The organism is Candidatus Obscuribacterales bacterium, assembly GCA_019744775.1.
In the GTDB taxonomy this organism is placed as follows: domain Bacteria; phylum Cyanobacteriota; class Vampirovibrionia; order Obscuribacterales; family Obscuribacteraceae; genus SBAT01.
In genome coordinates this window covers 705,071-730,252 of sequence record JAIETZ010000001.1, presented here as the reverse complement: position 1 = coordinate 730,252, position 25,182 = coordinate 705,071, and the positions used below count along the sequence as shown (strand labels likewise).

General features: G+C 45.9%; 23 protein-coding genes and 1 tRNA gene. 6 read left to right on the top strand and 18 right to left on the bottom strand.

Features of this window, described 5'->3' with window-relative positions; translation table 11 throughout:
- From K2Y22_03225 to K2Y22_03185, 9 genes are all read right to left on the bottom strand, one after another.
- Window positions 1-612 carry a hypothetical protein gene (locus K2Y22_03225; protein ID MBX9877445.1) on the bottom strand — a complete coding sequence of 204 codons (612 nt, stop codon included), beginning with the start codon at window positions 610-612 and terminating at the stop codon, window positions 1-3.
- Between the two features lie 60 nt (window positions 613-672).
- Window positions 673-1,230: a shikimate kinase gene (locus K2Y22_03220; protein ID MBX9877444.1), complete on the bottom strand. Its 558-nt coding sequence runs from the start codon at window positions 1,228-1,230 to the stop codon at window positions 673-675.
- The gene (locus K2Y22_03215) at window positions 1,230-2,576 is read right to left on the bottom strand and encodes a tetratricopeptide repeat protein (protein ID MBX9877443.1); all 1,347 of its coding nucleotides are present in this window, start codon (window positions 2,574-2,576) and stop codon (window positions 1,230-1,232) included. The genes K2Y22_03220 and K2Y22_03215 overlap by 1 nt, the downstream gene beginning before the upstream one ends.
- Before the next feature lie 97 nt (window positions 2,577-2,673).
- Window positions 2,674-3,774, bottom strand: coding sequence for an LptF/LptG family permease (locus K2Y22_03210; protein MBX9877442.1), 1,101 nt, complete (start codon window positions 3,772-3,774; stop codon window positions 2,674-2,676).
- On the bottom strand, window positions 3,771-4,493 hold the full coding sequence (lptB, locus tag K2Y22_03205) for an LPS export ABC transporter ATP-binding protein (GenBank protein ID MBX9877441.1): 723 nt from the start codon (window positions 4,491-4,493) through the stop codon (window positions 3,771-3,773). The genes K2Y22_03210 and lptB overlap by 4 nt, the downstream gene beginning before the upstream one ends.
- Window positions 4,490-5,731, bottom strand: coding sequence for a hypothetical protein (locus K2Y22_03200; GenBank protein ID MBX9877440.1), 1,242 nt, complete (start codon window positions 5,729-5,731; stop codon window positions 4,490-4,492). Before K2Y22_03200 ends, lptB begins: the two co-directional genes overlap by 4 nt.
- A gap of 48 nt (window positions 5,732-5,779) precedes the next feature.
- A complete protein-coding gene (gene lptC, locus K2Y22_03195) occupies window positions 5,780-6,379 on the bottom strand; it encodes an LPS export ABC transporter periplasmic protein LptC (GenBank protein MBX9877439.1) in 600 nt (199 codons plus the stop codon).
- 15 nt (window positions 6,380-6,394) lie between these two features.
- Window positions 6,395-7,522: a hypothetical protein gene (locus tag K2Y22_03190; GenBank protein ID MBX9877438.1), complete on the bottom strand. Its 1,128-nt coding sequence runs from the start codon at window positions 7,520-7,522 to the stop codon at window positions 6,395-6,397.
- A gap of 98 nt (window positions 7,523-7,620) precedes the next feature.
- On the bottom strand, window positions 7,621-8,127 hold the full coding sequence (locus K2Y22_03185; GenBank protein MBX9877437.1) for a GNAT family N-acetyltransferase: 507 nt from the start codon (window positions 8,125-8,127) through the stop codon (window positions 7,621-7,623).
- A gap of 107 nt (window positions 8,128-8,234) precedes the next feature.
- On the opposite strand from K2Y22_03185, the gene K2Y22_03180 reads away from it, so the two are divergent.
- Window positions 8,235-8,483 (top strand): hypothetical protein, encoded by a 249-nt coding sequence (locus tag K2Y22_03180; protein ID MBX9877436.1) that lies wholly within the window; start codon window positions 8,235-8,237, stop codon window positions 8,481-8,483.
- Window positions 8,480-8,881 carry a PIN domain-containing protein gene (locus K2Y22_03175; GenBank protein ID MBX9877435.1) on the top strand — a complete coding sequence of 134 codons (402 nt, stop codon included), beginning with the start codon at window positions 8,480-8,482 and terminating at the stop codon, window positions 8,879-8,881. The genes K2Y22_03180 and K2Y22_03175 overlap by 4 nt, the downstream gene beginning before the upstream one ends.
- Before the next feature lie 6 nt (window positions 8,882-8,887).
- On the opposite strand, the gene K2Y22_03170 is transcribed toward K2Y22_03175, so the two are convergent.
- The 4 genes from K2Y22_03170 to carA are packed head-to-tail and all read right to left on the bottom strand — an operon-like array spanning window position 8,888 to window position 14,352.
- Entirely contained in the window at window positions 8,888-10,087 is a 1,200-nt protein-coding gene (locus tag K2Y22_03170; GenBank protein MBX9877434.1) for an amidase, read from the bottom strand.
- Window positions 10,088-10,095: 8 nt separating this feature from the next.
- Complete coding sequence (locus K2Y22_03165) at window positions 10,096-12,477, bottom strand: hypothetical protein (GenBank protein ID MBX9877433.1); 2,382 nt, start codon at window positions 12,475-12,477, stop codon at window positions 10,096-10,098.
- 32 nt (window positions 12,478-12,509) lie between these two features.
- Complete coding sequence (locus K2Y22_03160) at window positions 12,510-13,235, bottom strand: HAD family hydrolase (protein MBX9877432.1); 726 nt, start codon at window positions 13,233-13,235, stop codon at window positions 12,510-12,512.
- Between the two features lie 7 nt (window positions 13,236-13,242).
- Window positions 13,243-14,352, bottom strand: coding sequence for a glutamine-hydrolyzing carbamoyl-phosphate synthase small subunit (gene carA, locus K2Y22_03155; GenBank protein MBX9877431.1), 1,110 nt, complete (start codon window positions 14,350-14,352; stop codon window positions 13,243-13,245).
- Between the two features lie 311 nt (window positions 14,353-14,663).
- Between carA and nuoN the strand changes: the two genes are divergently transcribed.
- Entirely contained in the window at window positions 14,664-16,190 is a 1,527-nt protein-coding gene (nuoN, locus tag K2Y22_03150; protein MBX9877430.1) for an NADH-quinone oxidoreductase subunit NuoN, read from the top strand.
- 160 nt (window positions 16,191-16,350) lie between these two features.
- A complete protein-coding gene (locus K2Y22_03145; GenBank protein MBX9877429.1) occupies window positions 16,351-18,744 on the top strand; it encodes a YfhO family protein in 2,394 nt (797 codons plus the stop codon).
- On the opposite strand, the gene K2Y22_03140 is transcribed toward K2Y22_03145, so the two are convergent.
- Window positions 18,741-19,331, bottom strand: a complete 591-nt coding sequence (locus K2Y22_03140) for a hypothetical protein (GenBank protein ID MBX9877428.1) — start codon at window positions 19,329-19,331, stop codon at window positions 18,741-18,743. The genes K2Y22_03145 and K2Y22_03140 overlap by 4 nt on opposite strands.
- Window positions 19,332-19,422: 91 nt before the next feature.
- Between K2Y22_03140 and K2Y22_03135 the strand changes: the two genes are divergently transcribed.
- Window positions 19,423-19,498: transfer RNA gene (locus tag K2Y22_03135), tRNA-Arg, on the top strand.
- Between the two features lie 318 nt (window positions 19,499-19,816).
- The gene (locus K2Y22_03130) at window positions 19,817-21,097 is read left to right on the top strand and encodes a hypothetical protein (protein MBX9877427.1); all 1,281 of its coding nucleotides are present in this window, start codon (window positions 19,817-19,819) and stop codon (window positions 21,095-21,097) included.
- A gap of 486 nt (window positions 21,098-21,583) precedes the next feature.
- Here the strand turns inward: K2Y22_03130 and K2Y22_03125 are convergent, their stop codons facing one another.
- The 4 genes from K2Y22_03125 to K2Y22_03110 all read right to left on the bottom strand — a co-directional run bounded on the left by K2Y22_03125 (window position 21,584) and on the right by K2Y22_03110 (window position 24,978).
- Window positions 21,584-22,108: a hypothetical protein gene (locus K2Y22_03125; GenBank protein MBX9877426.1), complete on the bottom strand. Its 525-nt coding sequence runs from the start codon at window positions 22,106-22,108 to the stop codon at window positions 21,584-21,586.
- A 1,186-nt stretch (window positions 22,109-23,294) separates the two neighbouring features.
- Window positions 23,295-23,798, bottom strand: a complete 504-nt coding sequence (locus K2Y22_03120) for a hypothetical protein (protein ID MBX9877425.1) — start codon at window positions 23,796-23,798, stop codon at window positions 23,295-23,297.
- Window positions 23,799-24,057: 259 nt separating this feature from the next.
- A complete protein-coding gene (locus tag K2Y22_03115; GenBank protein ID MBX9877424.1) occupies window positions 24,058-24,306 on the bottom strand; it encodes a helix-turn-helix domain-containing protein in 249 nt (82 codons plus the stop codon).
- Between the two features lie 54 nt (window positions 24,307-24,360).
- Entirely contained in the window at window positions 24,361-24,978 is a 618-nt protein-coding gene (locus K2Y22_03110) for a hypothetical protein (protein MBX9877423.1), read from the bottom strand.
- Window positions 24,979-25,182: the final 204 nt, after the last annotated feature.

The window sequence follows — 25,182 nt, the reverse complement described above, 5'->3', positions numbered from 1 at the left end:
TTATGATTCCTCGTCTTGCAGAGCTTCTACCGCACACTGTGCTTCCACCAAAAATGGATCATTGCGTGATAAAAGATTTTTGGATGTTCTGTCCAGCAACTTATTGAGCAAGTCTGCCACGGGCATCTTGCCGCCATTGCAGTTTACTTCATCAGTAATTAAAAACATTGCCGATGCTAGTAAGACACGTGCTTCTACTGAACCAATTTCATTATTGTTTAGTATGGAGTCCAGCACAGCCATATCGGCTGTTTCTTCATTGATAAGTTTTTGACAGAAGTCACCGACACCGCCCTTAAGTGGTTGTTTGCGATCGTCGGGCAAACTGGCTGCTGCGCGAATGAGATTGAGTTTGTTGGTCACATCACCTAATGATTCAGCGCTGTCGACAAGGTTGCGTACCTGATTGGCTTTGGTGTTGAACTGGCGTCTAAGTTCTCCTTCAGCAACGCAGGCAGTTGGTTTGGTTGCATGATCCAGGCGCTTGTTATAAAACTCTTGGACGTCATGGCGCTTGAGCCCAATGCCAAACGGCATGAGCTCCAGGAAAATTGACTCTAGACCTTCCAGCTGGGATTGAAGGTACATCAGTTCATCACGCGAAACTGACACATGCACTCCTTTCCCACCAATGGAAAAACAACCTACGTCATTGTATTATGCCCGGATTTTTCAGGCATCTAGCTTGAGAAGGTCAATTACTCTAAGGGCTGTTGCCTGCGGGCTCAATTGAGTTGTATCAATCTTGTAACCAGCTTGCTGATAAATCGGGTTTCGGTCAGCTAGAAGCTGCGTCAATCGCATCCTGGCTGCTGTTTGAGGGGTGTCTGCCGAACTGTCGGATAATAATGGACGGCTGCCGCTTACTTGGCAGACCCTTTCTGTTAGAGCGTCTAAGCCGGCCTCGACGAGGATAACATCGCCGATCTTGTTAAGTTTGGCAAAATTGCCTGCCCGAATTGGCGTGCCGCCACCTGTGGAAAGCACAAAGGTTTTGACTGACGGCAAAATCTTTGCCGGCTCATTAATCAGGGTGTCGAGCAGATTCGTCTCAAGTTGTCGGAAATGCTCCTCACCATCCTGGCTGAAAATTTCCCTGACGCTTTTTCCGGCTTGCCTTTCAATAAGCGCATCTGTGTCATAAAACGACCTGTTCAAAAGTTCGGCAAGAATTTTGCCGCAGCTTGTCTTTCCTGCGCCAGGTGGACCTATAAGGACGATGTTTTTCATTAAAGCGAGTTCTGTCCGGACTTTCTAACTGCCGCATCTATTTTAGCCTGAGCATCGCTCAAGCTGGGGTTCAAGGCGGCTGCCTGACGGAATTCTGGAATTGAAGCTATATATTTTCCGCTATTGTAATAAGCAAGACCTAGACCATAGTGGGCAGATGCCATCTTAGGCTCTATTGCAATGGCCTTTTGGAATTCTTCAATGGTTTTGGCGTAGCGCCCTTCCATGGAATAAATGGCCGCCAAATTATTGTGCGCTACAGCTGAATGCGCGTCGGCGGCAATTGCTCTTCTGTAGGCTGTTTCTGCTGCCGACCACTGTCCGCCTGCTGAATTGATATTGCCTAGATTTAGTGCGGCTGTAGCCAGTTTGGGTTTTAGTTTGAGCGCTGTTTCAAATTCGTGACGAGCTTTGCCCGTGTAGCCCTGCGCTTCATAGGCAAGCCCTAAATTGTTGTGTATGTCGGCATTTCTTGGATCGAGTCCGGCAGCCTTTTCTAATTCGCGGGCAGCTTCGGCGTGGTTTTGGATCAATAGATTTGCCAGACCCAGCTGTTGATGAATGATTGGCACATTGGGGCTAACAAGTTCTGCTTGTTGATATTTCTTGATTGCCTCAGGGAGAAATCCTGATGCCATAAGAGTCTGTGCATTCATAAACAAGCGTGAGGTTGAAGCGTTCATGCCGGCGGTTAACTTGTTGTGAATATTTGCTTGTTCAGCAACCGGTGTCAGTGCATTGAGCTGATTGAGTTCGGATACAACCTTGTCTTGCTCACCGAGTTTTTCGTAGATGCGTGCCAAATTACTGTGTGCGGCTGCCAGCTCAACGTTAGTGCTTGATTGTTCAATGAGCGTTTCGGAAGCTTCTTGCCTTTTATTTTGCGCCAGTTGGCTCTTTAGAGTTGTTGATGCATTGGCAAGTTTTTGTCTGCCTAATTCAACTGCTTTTTGGAATTGGGCTTCGGCCGCATCAAGCTCGCCAAGTCCTGAGTAAATAAGACCGAGGCGATTGTAGAGCGCCGGGTCAGATGGTGAACGTGAAATTTCTACAGCTAACTGCTTGGCTGCTTGATCCAACAATTCAACTTCGCTGGCAGGCTTTGCTGGTGCGATTGCTGCTGCTGCGCGTTTGGCTGTTTTTGGTTTGTTAAATAGGTTCTGAATCCACGGCAAGGAACCTATGCTTGCTAGATTAAGGTCGCCATCCGGTCCTGGGATGCCTAGGAATTTCAGAGGCAAAACAGGTACGCTGGCCAAAAGCAGAGCAAAGGCAAATACGATAAGTAGTCGCGACTTTTGCCGGGATTCCTGCGAATTATTTCTAGTCTGAGTTTGCGAGGTCAAAATATGCTGCCTTGAAGACCAGGTGCAAATGGTTAGTTGTAGGCTAGGCTACAACATATCTAAGCTTAGTCAATTCGTATTAACACCAATGAAGGCGTTATTTGGCTTTGAAATATAGGATGACCGCGCCTAAAGTGCCGATGACGATATTAGGCAACCAGGCGGCAAGTAGAGGATCGATACGACCCGCTTCACCCATGGCACCGGATGTCGACTGCAGCACGTAATAAATAAACACAATTGCGGCTGAATAGATGAAACCAATGTTGTTGCGTGAACGGCGAGCCAAAAGACCAAGTGGCGCACCGGCTAGAGCTACGATTAAACAGGCTAACGGATTGGAGAATTTCTGGTAGTAGTGCACCAAAATGTCGTTGCTCACGGCATTGGACTGCTTGAGCATGTCGATGTAACGGCCAAGCTCCCACAAATTCATATCCTTAGGCGCAACTTTGCCGGTATCCATGGCCTTTTGTACGTTTTGAACGCCAGGCAATGTTAATTGGTCAAAGCGCATGATGCGAGTGATATCACTCGTGCCACCTAAAACGTAAGTCCGTCCTTTATTCAAGAGCCACTCACCGTTATTCCAGAGACCGGATGATGCAGCAATAATCTGCACTAGCTTGTCTCTAGTGAAATCAAGAACGATGACGTTGTAGATTTCTTTGCCGTTTGAATAGCCCACATAGAAAACACGATCAAGGTTGAGATCTTTACCGCGTTCCATGTAGGTAAAGTTGGCTTGTCCTTTTGGCAATTCACTCTTATAGAGTGCTAAAAATTCCAACTTCTTGGATGTTTGGTTGGCAGCCGGTACAACTAATTCACTGATGAAGAAGCTGGCAGCGCTTGTTATCAATCCAAACAAAAGTGGAGCGACCATTATTCGGTAGAAGCTAACACCTGATGTGCGCAAGGCAATAATTTCTGAATCGCCTGATAAGCGGTTGAAGACAAGCAATGTTCCCAACAACACACCAATTGGGATGGTCATGACGATAACTGCAGGCATGTGCAAGCCTAAGATCTCGAATGCCATTGTGATTGGCACGCCGGACTTCATGATCAAATTGAAGATTGTGCGGAGCTGTTCAGCACCGAACCAGACACCTGTTACGATGCCGATACCAAACAATAATGGTTGCCAAAATTCATTGGCAATGTAGCGATCTAGCATCTTGACGCCGAAGGTCATATTGAGAAGTCCTCACCGAGATAGTGTTTGCGGGCAATTGGGGAAGCGGCAACTTCGAAGTTTGTGCCGGCAACCAGAATTTTGCCTTGATCAATTAAATAGGAGCGGTCGCATATTTTTAGCGTGGCTCGTGGGTTGTGGTCTGTGACCAAAACGCCCAAGCCCCAATCGTCTCTTAAGCGACGCACAAGATTTTGAATGTCGTTGATTGAAATTGGGTCAACGCCGGTAAATGGTTCGTCAAGAAGAATGAATTTTGGTTCGCATGCCAAACAGCGAGCAATTTCCAGACGTCTTCTTTCACCGCCGGACAGCTGAATAGACTGAATGTCTATCAAGTGCAGTAATCCAAATTGTTCCAGTAGCGAGCGAGTTCTGTCTTCTATCTGGCGACGATTGAAATTTCTCAATTCCAGAATCAAGCGCAAGTTGTCGCCGCAAGTAAGCTTACGGAAGTTAGATGCTTCTTGAGGCAAGTAACCAATTCCAAGCTTGGCTCTTTTGTGAATTGGCAATTTTGTTAGATCATGACTGCCGAGGCTTATCTTGCCTTTTTCCGGTTTAACAAGACCGAGCACCATATCGAATGATGTCGTTTTGCCGGCACCGTTACGACCCAGGAGTCCTACAACTTCGCCTGGATTAACATGGAAGCTGACGTTGTCTACGACACGTCTGCCGCCGTATGTTTTTTGAATATGTTCTACAACGATGCTCATTGCGGCCTCTCGATTTTGCTTGCTGCCAATTGGGTTTCAATTTGTTGAATTGAAGGAACCTTTTGTGGAGTGTTGATGATATATGCCTTGGTGTTGCCCTGAGCAAGAACCTTCTTGGTGGCAACGGTCATAGTAATTCTGTCTCCTATCCAGCGTCTGCCGGCTTGGCTTACTTGTGAGCGTCCTACAAAGTAGACTTTTTCAGCTTTACCTTCCGGTGTACGCAAGACAACGATTTTTGGACCTATGCCTGTAGTGTCTTCATAGAAAACATGCACATTGCCGTTTGCCGTGATACGCCCATTGTCCTGGCTTAAGTCTTGGCTGTCTGACGTGATAATAATGGGCTCTTCTTGAACTGCTTCAACAGCACTGTTACCGGCAGCAACTAAATTCGGCATTGGTAGAGAACCAAGTTTTTGGTTGGTTGGAGCCCCTTTTTTAGGGGCTTCCGCCTTTTTTGGTTGAATTACCTGTGATTTCACGTGACCTGTCGCTTGCAATCTCTTTGTCGACATGAAGTACGTAATGTTGTCGGCTGATGTGCTGTTGCGATTTTGTGTAGCAACTGCATTGCCTGTGAATATTGCGGTCTCAGGCTTTTTGTCGGTGCCGTACATCAATTGCAGCTTATCTGCCGAAGCAGTGATGTCGCCGTTTTTCACTTTCACATGTCCGATGGCAATAAACTTGCCTGATCCCTGATCGTATTCTTGCTTGTCTGAATCAGTGATGATTTTCTCAACAGTGCCGGAAGGCTTTTCTGCTGGTTTGCCACCGGCCAAATTTGGAGTCAAATTCTTGTTGGTTTCCGGCTTGCCTTCTTTTTTTGAATCGCCAGAGCTTATTACTTCAGAGTGAGCATGACCTTCAGCGAGGACCTTTTGCGACAACATTTCAAAAGTAATAGTGTCGGCATCAAGCTTGCTTGTGCCTTGCACTAAATTTGGATGCCCGGTAAATACTGCACTGCGCAAATTGCCGGCAGCATCTTTATATAGAACAGCTTGTGGCGCATTAATAACGCTTTCTTTGTAGACAACTCTTACAGCACCTTTGGCGACAACGTGGTCTTGAGCAAATTCTTGCTCTTGCGCTTGAATGTCGACAGGACCGGAAATTCCTGCGCCTGGCATATCCTGGCTGTTGGCGGGATTAAGCGAGAATGTGGCAGCAAGTGAAACCAGTAATGCTGGTGTCAAAATTGCTTTGGTTGTTTTCGCTAAGTATTTGCTCATTATCATTTGTCTCCGCTTGACAATATATCGTTATCGTCGTGATTAAACTCAGTTGACAACTATCTCCGCGTGCGTATTGCCGATGATTTTGAAGTTGTTCAGCTCACTGATATTGATATTGCCTTCGGCCCGGTTGCCGGATATCTTGGCTACTCCGGGGAGATTGATGTTAACACCATCTGTGGCAATGAACTGATTGTTTTTACTTAATTCCAGTGAGCTTGTCTCCATGTGGGTTTTGCCGCCGTCGCCTTCAGCAACAACGCGGTGTCCACTACTGGAGGCTAGTTTGACGTGATTTGTCTGTTCGTTGGCTTCGCCTGTAGGAGCAGACAATTTCATTTTGACTTGGCCGTCTTTGTAGTATTCAACGGTTATGCCTGTGAGGTTAACCATGTGAGTGTTGTTGTCTCTAGTTCCTAGGTCAGCCTTCAATTGCCAACGAACGTTGTTTTGGTCATCAACTTCTTTCAGTTCATAACCCTTGATCTCAACGTTTTGCTTTGTTGGATCTGCTGTTTGATTAGTGTGGAATTCTGCGATCTCCTTGTCTGCGTGTTTTTGCGCAGACATGAAACCCCAGACCATACCGGCTGGAATTGCAATTGCAACTATAAGCTTGATAACTCGTGCGTTGATGATTGCCATGTCGTGTTTTGTAGGCTACTTCCCTAGAGCGCGTAAAGCAACGGCTTTGGAGATGTTGTTAACACTCTCCTTTAAATTTCCTTGCTTGAGATAACCTTCTCCTAAAAAGAAGTATGGTGCCGGATTATCAGCCGCCATCTTTTGGCATTGACGCCAAGTGTTCATGGCTTCTTCAAGATTGCCTGTGTATTCGGCTTTCAAGTGAGCGCGATAAACACGAGCCCAAATATCATTTGGCTGTTGAGCAATAATTTCATCGAGTTGCTTGAGTGCAGACTCGAAATATTTTTTGATCTCCGGAGCCATTGATGGATCTGCTTTGTCCAATGCGCCTTGAATTGGCTTTATCGCAGTTGGCACATTGGCGATACCAGCTTGTGCAGCGAGTGTCTTTCCAACGTTATCTATATTGATTTGCTTATTCTTGGATGTATCAACTAACGGTCTGCCGGCTTTTAAATTTGCCAACACAACATCGGGATCCATTCTGCCTGATTGAACTTGCATTGCTGCTTGCTGAATTTCATTGACTGGAACTTTTGCTGCTTGCAGTGTCTGCACCATTGCCCAGGTAGCTTTATCACGTGTGAGCTTTTCTGATTGTTGTGCAAGCAAATAAGCCTTCATGTAATAAGCCCAGGACAGGCTGTAACGCACGCGATTTTCATTCGGCGTATAAGTGAGCATCTTTTCGTAAGTGGCAATTAGTTGATTGAAATATTCAGCGCCACCTTTTGATTGAGCGAGTTTGCGCGACAAGCGAACTTCTTGCAGTGCTTCTTCGACATGACTTGTACGCGTCAGAGCGACAGCTAAGATGAAGTGCGCTTCCGGATTGTCCGGATAACTTTCAACTTGCTTGCGTGCAAGCGGTACATCGTCTGTTGTGACTAATTCGTCTTGGTTAGCACTTGTCTCAAGTGTTGTTGAAACAACTGCATCAGCATCTGCATCTGCTGCCGGAGCTGGAGTTGCTTGCGTAGTTGTGGAAGCCTGCTGGCTTGTTTGTGTAGCCGGGTCAGTGCTTGTGCTTGTTGCAGCCAGACAAATTTGTCCTGACGCAATTAGAGAAACCAACGCAACTGCGCTGGTCTTCTGTGAGGAAACAAACAAATCCTGAACTGAACAACGTAACTTGTCCACGTGCATTCACCTCATATAAACCTCGCCATATGATAGCAGACGATATACGGTTGCCAATGGAACCCGCTACTGACATTAGAAAGTTTTGCAGAAGTGGCTTATGCTTTCTGACAAGCAAGATCCTCTTGGAATCCTAGTCTTTTGTACAGCCTGATTGCATGCTCATTTCCTTCAGTGACGACCAAGTGCAAAACTGGAATATTGAGTTTGTGAAGACTATCCAGGCTCATTTGAATAAGTTGCGCCGACAATCCCTGTCTTTGATAGTCCGGATTAGTAGCTGCAAAGGCCAAAAGCGGATTCAATTTCGGCCAATTAGTAATCACTGTTGCGCTTATGAATTTGTCGCCATCTTGCATAATCTTCGATGCCGACCAAATTACATTCCCATATCTGCCGCCTAGTGTCTCTGTTGCTTCAGTTATGGCGTCAGTCTCTGAACCGCCTTCATCATCGATTGTCCCTTTGTAGGCAATGTATAGAAGTCGTCCCAGTTTGTCGCCATCACTAGGCGTGAGGTCTTTGACCTCAAACTTGCTTGGGCTAACATCCAGAAGAGTTGTCTCCCGAATCATTTCTATGCGCTTGTGTACGGGCTTGGTCAATTCCACTCCAGTGAGAATAAGGGCTAGGAAAGGAATCATAGCACTCAGTGATAGATGGACAGATCCTATATAACATGTTATAATATAATATATATTGAGGTTTTGCTATGTCTTTCCACGTTTACCTAGAGCCGGAATTAGAGTCCGGGATTGAGATTTTGATTAAGCAGACTGGCCGCAAGCGAAATAGCTTGGTGCGTGAAGCATTACGTGATTACCTCGAAAAACACTTAAACAAAGCATGGCCTGCGGCTGTTTTCAATTTCAAGCCGGAACCTCGTCTCGTCCCATTTGAGTCTCTGCGTAGTGAATTGTCTGCCGATCGTGACGATATTTTCCAAAGGCGGAAGAAGTGAGTCTCTATCTTTTGGATACTTGTACTCTTAGTGATTTTTTTGCCGGTAATGGCAATACCAAGCAGAAGTTAGGCGCTATGTCTCCCTCCAGTGTGGCACTTTCAACTGTCACTATTATGGAAATTCTTTATGGTTTTGAGCTTAATCTTGCAATAGCAAAAAAGTTTTCGACTGCATTTGGAAGCCTTTGTGCATCCGTTCAAATTTTGCCATTTGACCAGGCAGCAGCGGAAGCGGCTTCTGTTGTTCGGGCAAAGCTCAAAGTTCAAGGAACTCCGATTGGTTCATTCGATCTTTTGATCGCAGCCACTGCTTTAGCAAGCAATTCTATTCTCGTTACATCCAACACTCGTGAATTTAAGCGGGTAGATAAACTCAAGATTGAGAACTGGCGATGACTACTCTTATCCCCATAAGGGTAAGTTGAGCAATAGACTATCATTGCTATGGGCGGCAATTAGCGACAATCCGACTGGGGCATCATCGACTTCCAGAATTGGCACAGTCAATTGGGGCAAGCGACAAAGTCCTGCTATTGATGTAAGTGAAAGTGCACGAGGGTAATATGTGTCAGTGTCCCTATCTGTACCGATGGTGCCTTTAAGTGGAGCAGGGCTTGGTGTAGTCGGAATGCAAATTAGTGCGTTGTCGGAAAGTATGCCATTGATGTTTTTCGCATACAGCTCTCGTTTGTTATGACAATCGGGCAACTTCTTGCGATTTAAGTCTTTGCAGTGTTCAAAGTTGATTTTCGTAGCCGGTCCAAGTTTGGGGCTAGTGGACTCAATCCAGTTGCCGAGCGAATCCCAAATCTCTGCTCTCTGAATTGTGTTGTAAGTGCTCAGCCAATTGATGAGCCCTTTGTTTACGGTCTCTGCATCAATTGATCTTATGGATAGGGTTTCGAACGAAGTTTCCAGCTGTTCGCACAAATTTGTCAGCGCTGACATTGCTGTTTCTTGCACATCGTCATTTGCTAAATCAAACGCTTCTTCAAGAACATAGATTTTTGACGGAAGTTGTACCTCCTGATCTTCTAATTGCAAAAGAATCGAAGCAACATTTTTCAAAACATTCATAGAGCGTGCAAATATCCCGACCGTATCAAGACTCGGTGCAAAGGGCATGATGCCATCCATGGAAATGATTCCATGTGACGGGCGAAGCCCGAAAAGCCCGCAATTGCTTGCAGGCACTCGCACTGATCCGCCAGTGTCTGTGCCGAGAGCAAAGTCAACGAGATTACAGGCAACAGCAGACGCAGATCCTGAAGATGATCCGCCTGGAACTCTTTTAGGAGATTTTGGATTGAGTGGCGTGCCGTAGAAATAATTTTCACCAATGAGACTAAAGGCAAGCTCGTCGGTTACTGTTTTGCCGACGCACTGTGCGCCTGAGTCCAAGAGCTTTTGTACGCATGATGCATTGTCTTTGGCTGGTGCATGCGTTGCTGCCCAATCAGGATTGCCGCAGGTGGTGACATCTCCTGCGGTATCGATCAGATCCTTGACTGCAAAAGTCAACCTGGAAAGTTGTCCTTCTTTAGTGGGTTCTATGACCCGTCGTTTTATGAATGCGCTGTCTTTGTGTTCTACAGAAGCCATATTTCAATCTAAGGTTTTATAATTGCCGAACTTGGATTGTACCCTAGTTGCGAAGCCTTCTGCATGTCCTGTTCTGATTTTTGAAGTTGTCCAATCTGTTGATATAGTTTTGCTCGATAGGCGTAGGAAATAGAAAGCTTTGGATCTAACTCGATTGCGAAATCGAGATCACAGCCTGCTCTCTCGTAGTCTTTTTGTTTCAGTAGACATAATCCGCGATATGCGTGGGCGAGTGCGGAGTTCGGTGCGTTTAGCACAAGTTCGTTGAGCGATTTAAATGCGTTTGGATAGTCTTGCAGTCCCAAGTAGGACGTACCTCGTAGATATGAGTCTTTGACTTTTTCCTGGTGCTGCATCATTGCACCGGTCCCGCACCAGTGTGTCATGCGTGTCTTTACCTTGTGCGGTTGTTGTAATGGTCGAAGAGATTGAATAACATGGATCCAATCCTTTTCTATCCAATAAATGTGTGGCTTCCACGCGTAACCTGGTTTTCTGCTGGATAAAGCAGCTAGATCTGTGTTGGTATATGGATCGTCCCAGCTAATCACTTTGACGGGAGCGACGAAGCGACCCTTTAGGGACCGGGCGGTAGCTGTGCCTGTAGTATTTAACTCTTTTAGGTCGGGCATGTTATTGAGCCGGGCGATTTGATTGGTCGATATCCAGTTGAGAGATAGATTCAAATTGCTTAGATTAGCTTTCAAAATCTTTGGCAGGTCCAGGTTCGTGAGACTGGTGTTAGAAAGATCGAGAGATTTTAGATTCCTGCACTTTGAAAAGAATTCATCGGTAAGCCGGGATAACTTGCATCCATGAAAGTTGGCTGTGGTTAGACTGCGAAGTCCTGACAGTTTGGCTAGTCCTTTGCCTGTGACATGGGTAGACGACAAATCGATACTTTCAAGGTTTTTGAATGTACCAATGACGCCTAGCGCAGCATCGGTCAGTTGTGTACCACTTAAGTTCAGGTTCTTTAGTTCTGCCAAGCTCGCCAGCAGTTTAACATCGGAGTCTTTTAGCGACGATTCGCTAAGGTCGAGTGAAGTGAGGTTTGGCAGATTTGCTAAGGTAGTTAGAAGTTGCGGAGACAACTCGCAATAGCTCAGGTCTAATGATCTAATGTTTGGAAAACATAGAAGTGCGGTTGGATCTTTGGCAATGTCTGTTTGTCCAAGGTCCAACCAAGTAATTCCCTGCATGGGAGCTAACCTTTTTAGTCGTTCAGGAGCACCTTCTGGAGGAGGGCAAATCCAAATTTTTTTCACCCGTGTCAGTTTCGATAGCCAAGTTGCATTATCCGGTGTTACATATAGGGGCTGACCCGCGAAGTCTATTTCTTCCAGTGACTCAAGGCTGTTGAGTAAGGGTGCCCACAAATAAAACCGAATTTGGTCTTGTGGACCAAGAAAGCCTGTATGCCAAGCAAACCTTTTTAGTGTTGGAGTAAATTTCAGGCACGTTGCGATAGAAAAACCTTGTCCATCTCTATTTTCCGTAATTGTTATGGACTCATTTTTTTTGGCTTGAATCAGTTCTGGTTCGTTCGGACCGGATTGCAATCTTCCAACTAATTGCTTCGGCTGGTCCCAGGTGCAAATTGATTCCAGATTGTCACTTGAAGGGTTGATGATTGAAATTCTTTCTAAGGTTTTGTTAGCTAGTACGAGGTTCAATTGGTCCCTGCTAATTTCACTAGTAGTAAAAAGACCGACCTCTTTCAAGTTTTTGAGTTCACCTATGGTTGGAAAAGCATCGGCAGAAATATTGTTTGCGTTTAGGCATAAGTACTTAAGATGGTTAAAGCTTGAAAGTGCTTTTCCATGCTTAAGCGATGATCCAACAACTAGTAGTTCGACAATGTTTGGATCATGCGGGATCAATTCACAATCTATAGATTGCGGCTGTATTTGAGTGAGTCCAAAAGAACGGCGGTAATCAGTTGGCTCCGGTAGAATCCAGCTTGGTATGATTCGAATAGTGATTTCTCGAACTTTTGGTAAGTTGAGCGCACGAGGTAATGGATGGGCGTCATCGAAACCTGTCGAGATGTTGAGTTTTTCAAGAACTGGACATTTTCTTAGCTCATTAAGAGTCTCAGTTGACAATGAATGAAGCTGTAAGCTCAACCTTTTCAATTTTGGAAGTCGTGATACTGCAGCTAGATCTTCCAAAGTCGGATCAGGAAGCCAAAGCCCATCCAAGTCCTTGTTGCCTTCAAGGATGGCAGTCTTTTCGGACTGGGTTTTTCCCGATAGTTGACTGGAAACAATGCGTTCAAAATAGTAACTGTAGTCCGGATAGGAATAATCCTTTGCGAATGCAGGCGCTAGTAGGCTAAATAAATAGCACACAACAAAGGAGACCACATTTCTTGGAACTCGTGACATATTTGGTTTTTGAATCGCCCTAACAGGCGGACTTAATGCCTGCCGTTGTGTCCGTTGCCGTTACCATTTCCATTGCCGTTTTTGCCATTCCCATTTCCATTGCCATTTCCGTTCTTGAGAATGAGCGGCAATATGTCGTCGAGCGCATCCACGATGTGCGCCGGCTTGGAGCCTTGCAGAATTTCACGCGTGTGAATACCGGTTGTTACACCAATGGCATCGACACCGGCATTGCGTGCCATGTCTAAGTCATAGGTGCTGTCACCGATAACCACTGAATGTTTGTGAATGTGATTGAGTTTCTTCAGTGTGCTGTGCACGGGTTCTGGATGTGGCTTGTGATTTTGCACATCCTGTTGTCCCATAACCACACGGAAGTATTTGCCTAGATCGTGGTGGTCTAAAACTAGCTCTACGAGATTGCGGCGTTTTGACGACACAATAGCCAAGTCAATTTTGCTATCCTGCAATTTTTTCAAGATTTGCAGCAAGTTGGGAAACAACGGGCAAATCTCGATTGCTTTAGTGTCGTAAATTGCTCTGTAGCGATTAGCCACGGTTTCGTGATAATCGATACCTTTGTCTGGAAATATCACTTCCATTTGAGCCATCAATGGAATTCCCACTAATGGTTCCCATTTCTCCAGGATCTGCTTTGACAAAAGGTATTCATCTACTACTTGATGCATTACGTCGACTATGCCTGGAGCCGAGTCAACCAGAGTTCCGTCAAAGTCAAAAATTATGAGTTTATACAAGTTGGAATCACCGTCCTGTTTTCTGAATTAATTGGGCAAACCTCTCGAACAAGTAATGTGAGTCATGAGGTCCTGGGCTTGCCTCTGGATGGTACTGAACACAAAAGATTGGTTTTGTACGGTGTTTGAAACCCTCCACAGAGTTGTCATTTAAATTGACGTGAGTCAATTCGAGGTCTTTAGGTAGGCTTTGGCTGTCAACAGCAAAGCCATGGTTTTGACTGGTAATTTCTACTTTCCCAGTGGTGAGATCTTTGACGGGTTGGTTCCCGCCTCGGTGCCCGAATTTAAGTTTAAATGTTTTGGCACCCATGGCTATTGCTAAGAGCTGGTGACCCAGGCAGATGCCGAAAATAGGCAATCCCGAGTCGATTAACTTGGGCAATTCAGCCAAAACCCCTGAGCAGGCAGCGGGGTCGCCTGGTCCATTAGATAGGAAGATAGCCTCGGGCTTGTCCTTTAAAATCTCGTCAGCGAGGGTGTCGGCTGGATATACGGTCAGCGCCATGTTCTGATTTACAAGGCTATTGAGAATATTGCGCTTAATGCCGAAGTCCATAACTGCTACCTTGATACCCTGGTTTCCTAATTTGTATTGCTTTTTCGTCGTTACCTCGGAAGTGAAATCAGCCCCTGTCATTTCGGGTGACGTGCGGGCTATTTCAACTAGCTTGTCTTCTTGGAGGACCTCAGTAGAGAGCGCGCATCGCATCGCTCCCTTTTCCCTGATATGACGCGTGACTGCACGCGTGTCGATTCCCTCTATTCCCATAATACTCTGATTTTCCAGGAACGAGGAGAGCGATGACTCGGCTCGCCAAGAAGAATGCCTGCGGCTCAAATGCCTGACCACAAGCGCTCTTGCGAAAATCTTGTGGGACTCGACATCGCTGTCGTTGCAGCCGTAATTGCCTATTTCGGGATATGTGAGAGTTACCACTTGCCCAGCGTAGCTAGGGTCGGTCATTATCTCCTGATAGCCAGTGAGGCTTGTGTTGAAAACCAGCTCGCCGACTGTTGTGCCGGATGCCCCGAAGGATTTGCCCAGGTGAGTAGTGCCGTCCTCCAATGCCAAGAGACAAGGTTTGGAGGATGGTTCGTTTTTTGATTGGGACATAAATAACGCTCCGGTTCCGTTTTACTATACCTTCGCTTGCCATCCGGCATAACGGGTTTGCTTCGCTGGCGGATTGTTCATCACAACCCTTGCTTCGCCTCTTTACCGAAACAACACTTGAAAAGTTGGATTAAACTACGTTTTGCAATTTCTATATTAGCCCGAAAAGGTCAATTCGTCTTGCGTTGCGTGGTTTTGTTCCGTTTAAAAAGGGCCGAAGTTTAAGGCGTTGCCAGGTAAAAATTAGTAGTTAATGTAGAATATTGCCCGATTAATCAAGACCGCACGCCTTTGAAGGACGCCACTTTTCCATGAACAGTATTCAGGACTATTTAACAGCGACGACGATGTTACTACCAGCCACCTTTTTGCTTGTGGCTATTATCTTCTCTTCTCTTTGGAACTTGTTTTTTCCGGAAGCGAAAAACTGGACCCCAAGGATTTGTTTGTTGGTCTTGATAGCGTCCGCTATAAGTTTTTGGTCCCAATTCCCGGTTGCACCGACTTATTTGTTCGGTAGCCTTTATACCGTCGATAACTTATCGGTGGCGACAGGATTTATCGCAACCATCATTGGCGCCATTATCGTCATGATGTCCATGGGTTATGAAAAGCACTTTGGTCGCAACCAAGGCGAGTATTACGTGCTTATCGTCACGGCTGTTTTGGCAGTTTGCCTATTGGGTGGTGCGACTGACATCGTTATGCTCTTCGTTGGACTAGAAACACTTAGCTTGTGCTGTGTACTTCTGTCCGGTGTAATGAAGCAAGATCGCAAAAGCAACGAAGCTGCACTTAAATATCTTTTGTCCACAGCAGCAACTACGGCAACATTGCTGTATGGCTTCTCTTTCATCTATGGCTTGACCGGTTCGACCAACTACTACGAATTGCATTTGAAACTGGCTGCATTGACACAGACACCATCGCTGCTCGTCATGCTTGGTTTGATGTTTGTTTTGAGCGGAATTGGCTTCAAGCTGGCTGCCGTGCCATTCCATATGTGGGCGCCTGATGTGTACGAAGGTGCACCAACACCAGTGACAGCTTTCTTGGCTATTGGTTCTAAGCTTGGTGGATTTGTTGTGGCAATAAGACTGCTTGTTTTAGTGTTCGGCAGCGCTTACTTAGATTGGAGTCTAATTGTCGGCACGCTGGCAATTCTTTCAATGATTGCCGGCAATTTAATTGCTTTGGCGCAGACCTCGTTTAAGAGAATGCTTGCTTATTCATCAATTGCTCACGTCGGTTATATCTTGCTTGGCTTAATTGCTGATCCAAAAGATGGACTGCCGGCAGTAATGTTCTACTTGATCGTCTATGGCTTTATGAACCTGGGTGCATTTGCCGGCGCAATCATATTTGAAAATGAAACAGGCTCGGACAATATCAACGACTTTGCCGGACTTATCCGCAAGCGTCCGGTGTTGGCTACTGGCTTGGCTATCTGTTTGGTCAATTTGGCAGGATTGCCAATTCCTCCGGCAGGTTTCTTTGCCAAAGTGTTTGTCTTCTGGTCAGCAGTCAATTTGCAAACCACACTTGGTTGGGCGCTTGTAGCAACAGCTCTTGTGACTTCCGTACCGGCCATCTACTACTACACACGTGTGGTAATTAAGATGGTTGTTCGCGAGCCCTCAGAAAAAGTCTTGGCAATGCCAGACAAGGAAGTTGCTATGCCCGGTAACAACTGGGTTTATGCAGCAATGATTCTTTGCTTGATTGGCATTACATTCGGCAGCTTTAAAGTTGATTCGGTAATGGACATTTCGCGCGCTGCAGTAAATACAATGGCTGCGCCGCCGACATTGGGTTCTCTCCCGAGCCATACCAATTGATTTGTTGCGCAAGGGCTTAAAAGACTTAGCTGCGTTTGCACTTGTTCTGTTTGTAATTCTTGCGGGATTTTATTCCCCATGGCTGACAGGGCAGCGGTCATTTTTCCTCTCGGATATTACCTACTACTTTGAGCCTTTCCTGCGTTTCATAGGTGAATCTTTGCGCAAAGGCGAATTGCCTTTGTGGAATCCCTACTGCTATTGCGGAATGTCGCAGGTAGCTATTCCTTCACCGGGTGTTTTCTATCCGTTGAATTGGTTGTTTGCTGTCCTGCCTTTTGATTCGGCTTTTGCAATGAACCTTGCTTTGCATCAGCTGATTGCCGGCATTGGCAATTTTCTTTTGGTCGCCGGTGTTGGTTGGGGGCTAGGACCAGCTTGGCTTGCCGGTTTAGTTGCAGCGCTGTCGGCTTACATGTTTTCACTGGAAGCCAATTACACGCTCATGGCGTCGGCTGCCTGGTTGCCTTTGGCGTTGTTTTTCTTGACCAAGATAACCAGCTGCTACACTCGGTCAAACATGCTCTATGTGATTGCTGCAAGTATTGCCACCGGAATGCTTGTGCTTGCCGGGCGACCAGAAATTTTCCAGCCGGCGCTTATGATTCTGGGGTTGTATTTGATAGTGGCAATATTTGTTGACGGAGCAAAAGGCAAAAGTGATGCTTTTCGTCAATTGTTCTGGCGGGGTGTGGCGCTCGTGCTTGGCCTTTGTATTGCCTTTCCCGGACTGCTACCTGTTATTGAATGGAAACCAATTTCTCCTCGTGCGCTTGGACTCGGCTTGTCTGAGATTTTCATTTGGTCTGCCAATTGGTACGACATGCTGTGTCTTGTTTTGCCGCAGCCATTGGGTGACTTTCATTTACAAGGGACAAGATTTCTTTCAGTTGCCGCTGGACGTGCTACATATATTCCTTATCTAGCCTCAGCTTTTGTCGGCCCTATCGTCGTGACATTTGCTCTCTGGGGGCTCTTTGATAAATCATGGAAGTGGCGATTTGTGCTGCTGGCTATTCTTGTGGGCAGTCTAATTATGGCTTTAGGCAACGGTACAGTTGTTGCGCCATGGCTCATTAGTCACTTGCCTTACCTCAATATATTTCGCTATCCGGTGAAGCTTCTCTATTTCCCTGTTTGGTGTCTGGCAATATTTGCTGCTTGTGGATTTAGAATGGCAATCGAAAAGCGGGTTTCCAAAATTGCGCAGGCTTTGTCTATTGCACTTTGGTCACTTTTAGGAATTGCCGGTTTGACGTTGCTTGCCTGGAAGAATTTGGCTGTCATTGCCGGCAACTGGGCGTTTTTCGTTAAGCGAGGAGTGCATGTTGATTTGCTGACGCCGGCATTTTACCTTCTTGGTCGTGCCGGCGTTATTGCTGCCGGCATTGGTCTGGCAATTGTTCTTGTGACTTGGCTTTATAGTCGAGATAAACTCACTAGCAGAAATTTCATCGTCATCACTTTGTCTTCTCTTGTGGCGAGCCTTGTTGTTCATGCTTTTGTCTATTCGCGGCATGATGCACCTCCGGATTTCTTTTATCGGGATAGCCATGTTGCTGATGTGATACGAGAGACAATGCAAAAGAATTCGCAGAGTTTTATTGGTAGACGTGTGTTGCCTTTGTATTCTGATCCACTAGCGCGACCTGATGATCCGGGTTCGGAATTTAATGCCGGCAGAGGAACCAACAGGCAAAGAACGTATAGTTTTTATCAGTTTGGGCGGCAAATGCTTTTGCCCAATACAAATATCGACGCGGCAATTCCATCTTCGTTCGGATATGAGGCAGCAGAAACGCTCGATTATAGAAGGCTTTTCATAGGCGCTTTAAGGAAGTGCAGGGCTAGTTTTAACAAGCTGATGCCGCCGCCTGATTTGAGTAAGAGGACGGATGTGCCTCTCTATAGATTCTGCCAAATAACTTCAACTGAGTTTGTTTGTACGCAAATGATTCGCACTTATAAAGGCAAGAAGCTGGAAATTCCGCTGTTGGACGGGCGCTTTTTCTCCCTTGTCCACTCTGATGAAAAATGGAATTTACGTGTTTACAAAGTAGATAGGCCGTTGCCAAACGTACACTTCACCTACAAATGGTACGTCGTACCGACGCAAAAGTTAGCGCTGGGGCTTATCGCCAACGCCCATGTGTCCGGCTACAACCCCTGGGTGTCCACTCTCATTGATCAACAGCCGGGTGTTATGTGTCCCCTGCCAATGCCCGACTTTATGGTGGGTGATCTGAAGAAGAATTTGCTTGTAAATGTTTTTGAAAATTCTGCCGGCAAATTGAAACTTTCCATCGCCACACCAATTCCAGGCATGCTTCTAATTTCCAATCACTACTATCCTGGCTGGAAATGTCTGATTGACGGCAAGCCGGCAGTAATTCATAGAGCAAATGGTGTACTTATGGCTGTCCATGTTACTGGCGGATTGCACACTGTCGAGTTGAGATACGATCCCGATAGCCTGAGCGATGGTATTAAGATGGCAATCGTGGCACTAATTGTTCTTTTGCTGCTTTTGCGCTTTTCGCTTCGTCGGGTCTAGTAGCCTGAGTCATGTGTGGTATCGCTGCTAGGTTCAACTGCATTTAAAACATCTTGTACTGAAGGTCGATCGGCGGATTTGTCGTATCTGCTGGCGTCGTATTTAAATACTGTGTCGTTATTTTGATTGATGACGTTGCGATTGAATTTCTCTAGTTGAGTTTCTTCAACGCAAGGACCTTCCGGTGCTTCGCCCATAATTTCGCGAGCTTTTTCAAATAATGGTCTGGCTTCGTCGTGTCTGCCTTCGTTCATGCGTCTTACAGCTTCGTTGTTTAATTCAACTGCAGCTTGACCGACTGATCGAAGTCGTCCATCGTCACCCTTCACATATTGTTGTGAGCCATCAACATTCATATAAGACTCGACATTACGATTAGGTTCCGGCAATGACGGTGCCTGCACATTTGGCTCTGACATTTGACAGGAGCTTTTCCTCTGCGGAATTTCTGAACAGGCTCCCTCGGCAGGCTCCTGGGTTGCTTCCTTGCCTTCATTGCCCATCTCAAGGGTGAATTCGGCCCGGCAGCAAGGCGTAAACACAAGCCAGGTTGCCATTAATGCAGTAATTGTTGGTTCCAAACGCATGATAATCTCTCTACTCCCAACGCTAATATGCCCAAAATGAACCCTGAAAAGTCGTTATTGGGTAGTGGTAGACTAATATTCTTATAACTTAGCCCGCGTAGTTCAGTGGATAGAACACCTCCGTCCTAAGGAGGGTGTCGGGAGTTCGAGTCTCTCCGCGGGTGCCATCTGGGTGAGGGTTTCGGGGATCGCCCCAGCCCTCACTTTTCTTTCCGGGTGCAAATAGGGTGCGAAATCAATGTTGATTTAGGGCGTTTTCGCGCCTTACACGGATATGCCTGCCGCGTGCCGGCCTCGTAGTTGTAAGCGAAGGGATTAGCGGTTCGAGTTCTTCTGCCGCCGATGTTGTGCTTTATCTACTTAACCACTGGGAATATTGTTTGCAGAAATAGCATGGTTGATTCAGACGTATGAATGCTTTATTTGAGCAAGTGCGATAGGTGTGAGTGCAAAAAGGGCTTGTGTAACAATTTTCGGTAGGACGAATGATTAGTAACATGAAGGCCACACTGAGAGTTCTTTTGTCCACGCTTGTTGGGACGATAGCAGTTGTGCTGTTACTGGGAGCGCTGATATTCGTCGGATTTGTGGCATGTTTAGGCGCGTGGGTCGTGGGTACACGACCTGTATCGGAAGAATCAATTGTCAAAAGTGCCGCAACACGGACCAAGTCTAATTCAGGGGATTTCGCTCCAGCCGCGCCACTGTGTGCTGAATTACGCAGTCATGAGGCATACCTATTACAAGATGGGAAAGTTCTGTTGGTAGGTCGTGATCCTCGAAATGAGCTGAAGGTACAGCTATTTGATCCAATGCAAGACACCATCACACTCGCACCTGATGAATATGGCTGTGAAATTACTAAGTCAGCATCTGGGTTAATGTCTATAGGCGGCCATGGACTTGCGGATACAGCGGAATCTAGAAATAAGTTGGTGTTCCGTGCATTATCTAAAACACCGATACTGAAAGACTGGCAACCGGATATCGTGTCTCTCCCTCATGAACAAATATTGTTGGCTGGAGGTTCGACTCGAGGCAGGGACATGCTGGATACATGTAGTGACACCATTACAAAGGTAGTACTTTACGACGCAGCAACGAACAAACAAATATTAGTGGGTCGATTAAATGTGGCGAGGGGCAATGCTGCACCCGCAGTATTGAAAGATGGACGCATTCTTTTCACTGGAGGTGATCTCGTGGATCCTGGCATTCCAGAAGATTCTAGAATGTCCAGAAAGATTACTTACCTCCGTTCAACAGAGATCTACAATCCTCGTACCAGAAGATTTACTAATGGACCACTCATGAAGGTTTCTAGAAGTAGGCATAGGACAATAGTGCTAGCTGATGGTCGAGTATTGGTTATTGGCGGTTTGAGTGGTACCGCGGGAAAAGCTGATTTTACACACACTGCAGAAATTTACGATCCAAAGACTAATTCTTTTGGACCGTTGATTCCAATGTCAACTTGGAGGCTTCGTTGCCAGACGGTCTTATTGCCTTCTGGGAACGTGTTAGTGATGGGTGTAGGACAATTTGCCTCAGACCAAGCTGAGCTTTTCGATGCTATCAATAACAAGTTCATTGCGAAATCTATGATCCTGCCTAGGCTATGGCAAACGGCCACTGTCTTGAATGACGGGCGAGTTTTCATTGCTGGCGGTCTGCGCAGACTTGCTGTTCTTTCCGATGAGCAAGACTTGTATGCAAAGCGCTGCGAACTGTTCGTTGAACCCAAGTCTCTAGAGCTTGCAAAATGAGTTGGCAGGTAGAAGACAATCAACCAATCTCCTCAGCAGGACAAGGGCTTCAATCCTTGCGCATCTTGCTTCTGACGAGTCTATGACATTTTGCAGTGTCATGAATCGGACTGCAGTTAACAACAATGACACTCGGTCACCTAATTGTCTTGTGCAGGCCGTTCGCGTGATGTGAAACTTGCTAAGCGATTGCTCTGGATGGGAGCTAAATTGGACAATTGAGGGCAGAACTGGCAAAGAGGTTCTTGGTGCGGCAATTGATGTAAATAGTCCAGAAATGGTCAAACTATTTATTGACGATGGTGTCGAGGTTAATAGCGCTTTCTTTGAGAGTAATGGGACGTCGCTCAAGAAAGCTGCAGTATATAATTCCTGAACCAAACCAGAAATTATTCAAATGCTGAAAGATGCTGGAGCAATTGAATAGTGCAGATTCGCTCTCGGATCGTTATGACCAACAACCTATTGAGTTCTATAAACATGGTGTCATCCTCCAGAAGCGCCTTTGGTCAGTAGAAGTCCTGAGCCTGTAATGGTTTCTTCGCAAATGTATAGCCAACCATACTTCTTGAACATCGGTTCGAAATGAGAGATTTGTTCTGTTGCATTGCCCCTAATATACGTTTCATAATTAGCGATGGCTGCATCAAATGATGCTTTCAGTTCATTAACATCGATCTCAATAATATCGTTTGGCAAATTTGCAAATAGAGAACCCGCAATTGGCGTTATCAGTGAGTTGACCGTTGCCGAAAGCCTAAATTTCTTTGGAACGGATGGCAAAAGTGACGATCCGCCGCGACCACCCGGAGGCGCCGGTGCTGGTTCTTCGAAATAAACTCCATAGGAGTGTAAAACAGCATTTCTCAATTGCCACAAACTCGCCCCGTCTCCTCCACTCATACGTTGATCCGCGAAGGTCCTAAAGCGTTGACCAATGGCACCACCAGAGGTGGCATCGTTACCAGCGTACAGCTTTGCCAACAAATCAACACCCGCCAGAACTGCCATGGTGCCTGGCCAGTAAATCGGGGGTGTTGCGCCGAAGCACCGTCCTATATCTCGGCGCAAAAGATATAAGGTGCTGTATTTTCTGCAAGTTCCTCCTAACAAGCTCGGATTTGTGTCAGGAACGCCTGCCTGGTCTAGCGGTAGCAAGGGATCTTCAAAGAACAAATTTAGATCATCTACTAAGGGCATATAGTTACATCCGGGGTCGGGGGCTGTGGTCATTCAGGCAATATTCCATCACGTCTACTTTTCTATAAGCTTTCTATGTACCATCAAAATTATACGGTTAACGTTAATCGGAGATCGTTTTATGACTCTATTGCTCACTTGGCTCGCTCTTTGTTGCAGCAGCAGCAAGAAGTCCGAACATCACTGCAATAAATGAGCTAATCAAGACAATTGCGCCAAGAACAATGATTAAGGATAAGAGTCGATGGCGTTCCAAGTAGAGAAGGGTCTGCTGTATTATGAGCGGAGATTGAATAAGGAGGCTGACTATCGCCCCGACCAGTATGCCATAGGTAAAGCTCCTCTTCTTCGGGGGAAGTTCGTCAACTATTTGCCACCATGACTTACATACATTCATTTTGGACTCTGATCCTTTGGAAATTGTGCTGATCTTTTATATCAAGTATCTCACAACTTGCCAGGTCGCAAATGTTATGGAGCAAGGTTTGCTTGCCTTCGCTGGATTTTGGGCCGTAACGTTACTTTCTTGCCAAAAATGCTATAACCACTTGCAAATATATAATCAACGTGGGGACACTTAAGAAGCAAATTAAAATCCAAACAGGATTGAACGGGCGTTGTTGTTGGGCTGTGGTATCATCACTTCGTTTTCGCTTATGCATTGTTATATCAATCGGTATCGTTATTAGAGCAACGAAGAACAGAAGGAGATGCGAAAACCAAAAGAGAATAATGCTACCCGGTCCACAACAAGCACAAAACGAGTTTGCAATCAGAAACAGCAAAACAAATGCGGCAGTAATCGGGAATTTCTCTAACACCAATGCACCCTTTCTTGCTTACTATATTACTTTTACCGATTCTTCAGGATTTTTCAGTGGGAAAATGTTGGTTTCGCACGCAGTCCGATACGAACGGTTCCTGGATTCATCTGTCGCTCTCAGAATTAACTATCAATGGCACGGCGCATTATCGTTTTGGGTAAAAGGTGCTTCAATTAATCTGGTTGAATCCGGTGCTTGTCAACTTTGTTTTCGTGAAGCCAAATGGAAAGCCACATCGTATCCATTCCAAATGACCCGATAGGGTAAACCATATCGCCCCAGTCGGCACTATTGCCGAATTTTTGATAGGGACCCAATAGCTCAACGACTTGTTCCTTGCTCAGTCCTTCAAGTCTGTACTTTTCAGTAAGATCGTTGATCATTCTTTGACGCATGCTGCTCGTGGATCCCGATTTGAGCCAGGTTTGTCGGTCGAATGGAATAGGAGCAATATGCTGACGATTGTACTCCCAAAAAATCTGTCCCCCAAAATACAGGAAAGGAAGCGAGATCACAAATAGTGTAGCGAAGATAACGACTCCAAATATTCTCAGGAGTTGTTTTGGAGTCAGATGCCACTGAGAGTTGGTGTTAGCAGATTTGAAGGTGTTCGGGAGGCTGTATCCAGCTTCGTCTCCATCTTGTTTATCTTCGTCAAATCGATCATCGTCTGACATTTTTTCCTCTTGGATTGTTTTTCGCTTCACTGTACGATTCTACATGTACAAAGCTGCCTATTATCATAAATACTGCTCGACAAATTGACAAACGGGAAATTGATAAGAAGAGTGCACAGGCATAGACAGAAAGTCTGTGTTGCCTTATCGGTTGACAGAGTTTTGCGGTGAAAGTGGAGGAAGTGATATCAAAGCCTTCAACTTTTCGATGAGTGCTTTTGTAACCCTGCTTGAATTCGATTGAAAAGCCCTCTCCTGCTTATTGTGCGTTACGAACGTTCTTCGCAATGAAGGCGTCAAGATCTTGAATGCGCCATCTTTTGTTTTTGATCCCAATCCTGACGTAGGGGATGCTTTTACCTTTTTGTTTTAGCCAGCTTAGGCTGACTCCAAGATAAGCAGCTGCATCTGGTGCCTTCAGCAAATAGGAGTTAACAACTCCGGCGGACTCTTTGTGATAAAACGGTAGCTCTGTGGATGGAGCATCATTAGCTCTTTCTCTGTACATAGTGTTTTCCTCTGTCTCCGCCGGCGAAGCCCAGCGGAGACGCAAAATAAGTAATTAAATGGCAGTCTTCTCTTTAGTAAGAGATGTGCTTGGTATGGTGCAGCCGCGGATCAAATTTTCGGCAGCTTGTATTTCGTTGATGGCTTGTTGTGCCTTATTCCGAAAACGTGCAATGCGTTCCTTCATTATTTCCAAATCGGCGGTGAGTACATCAGCCCGGAGTCGCTCCTTCTGATGTGGCGGCATGCCGATTTTGTAGATGACACCACCACGTTCCTTGATCTCGGTGGCGTAGTATTTCTCAACAACCGGCAACAAGTAATCACAGTATTCAATTAGCCCCGAGTAGTCGTGAAGCTGATCGAACAAGTGATAGAGGTAAGTTGCCTGCGGACTGTTTTCTGACTCGGCGTTTCGAACAAAGTCGTAGAGCTGGGCAAGAGTTGTTTTTGCTTTGCCTTGTTCATTATTTAAGATGTAAGCTCTGGTAAGGATGTACATTGCCTCGGCGACATAAAAGTCGATGCAATAAGTATCCGGGTCGGCAGTTTCAACAAAGTTGCCGACAAGCTTTTCCAGACGCTTGTAATCAGGGATTTCTTTTTCATCTTCAGCTTTGATTGAAGCCATTAGTGTCTCAGGGGCATCGGCCGCTGCAAGTGCGGTTTTCATAGTTTGTACTCCAATTTAAAAAATAGGTTAGTGATCAATAAAGAACGCTTCTGTTGGGAAAACCATCAACGTTCATACTTAAATCAGCCAGATGTGTTGGATTACCGGGACTAGCTGACACTGCTTTCCATTTGCTTAGCTCTTTTTCCAATCTGGCTTTGAATCTGTTACTTTCTGGGATGATTCACGCTGCCGCGGATTGAG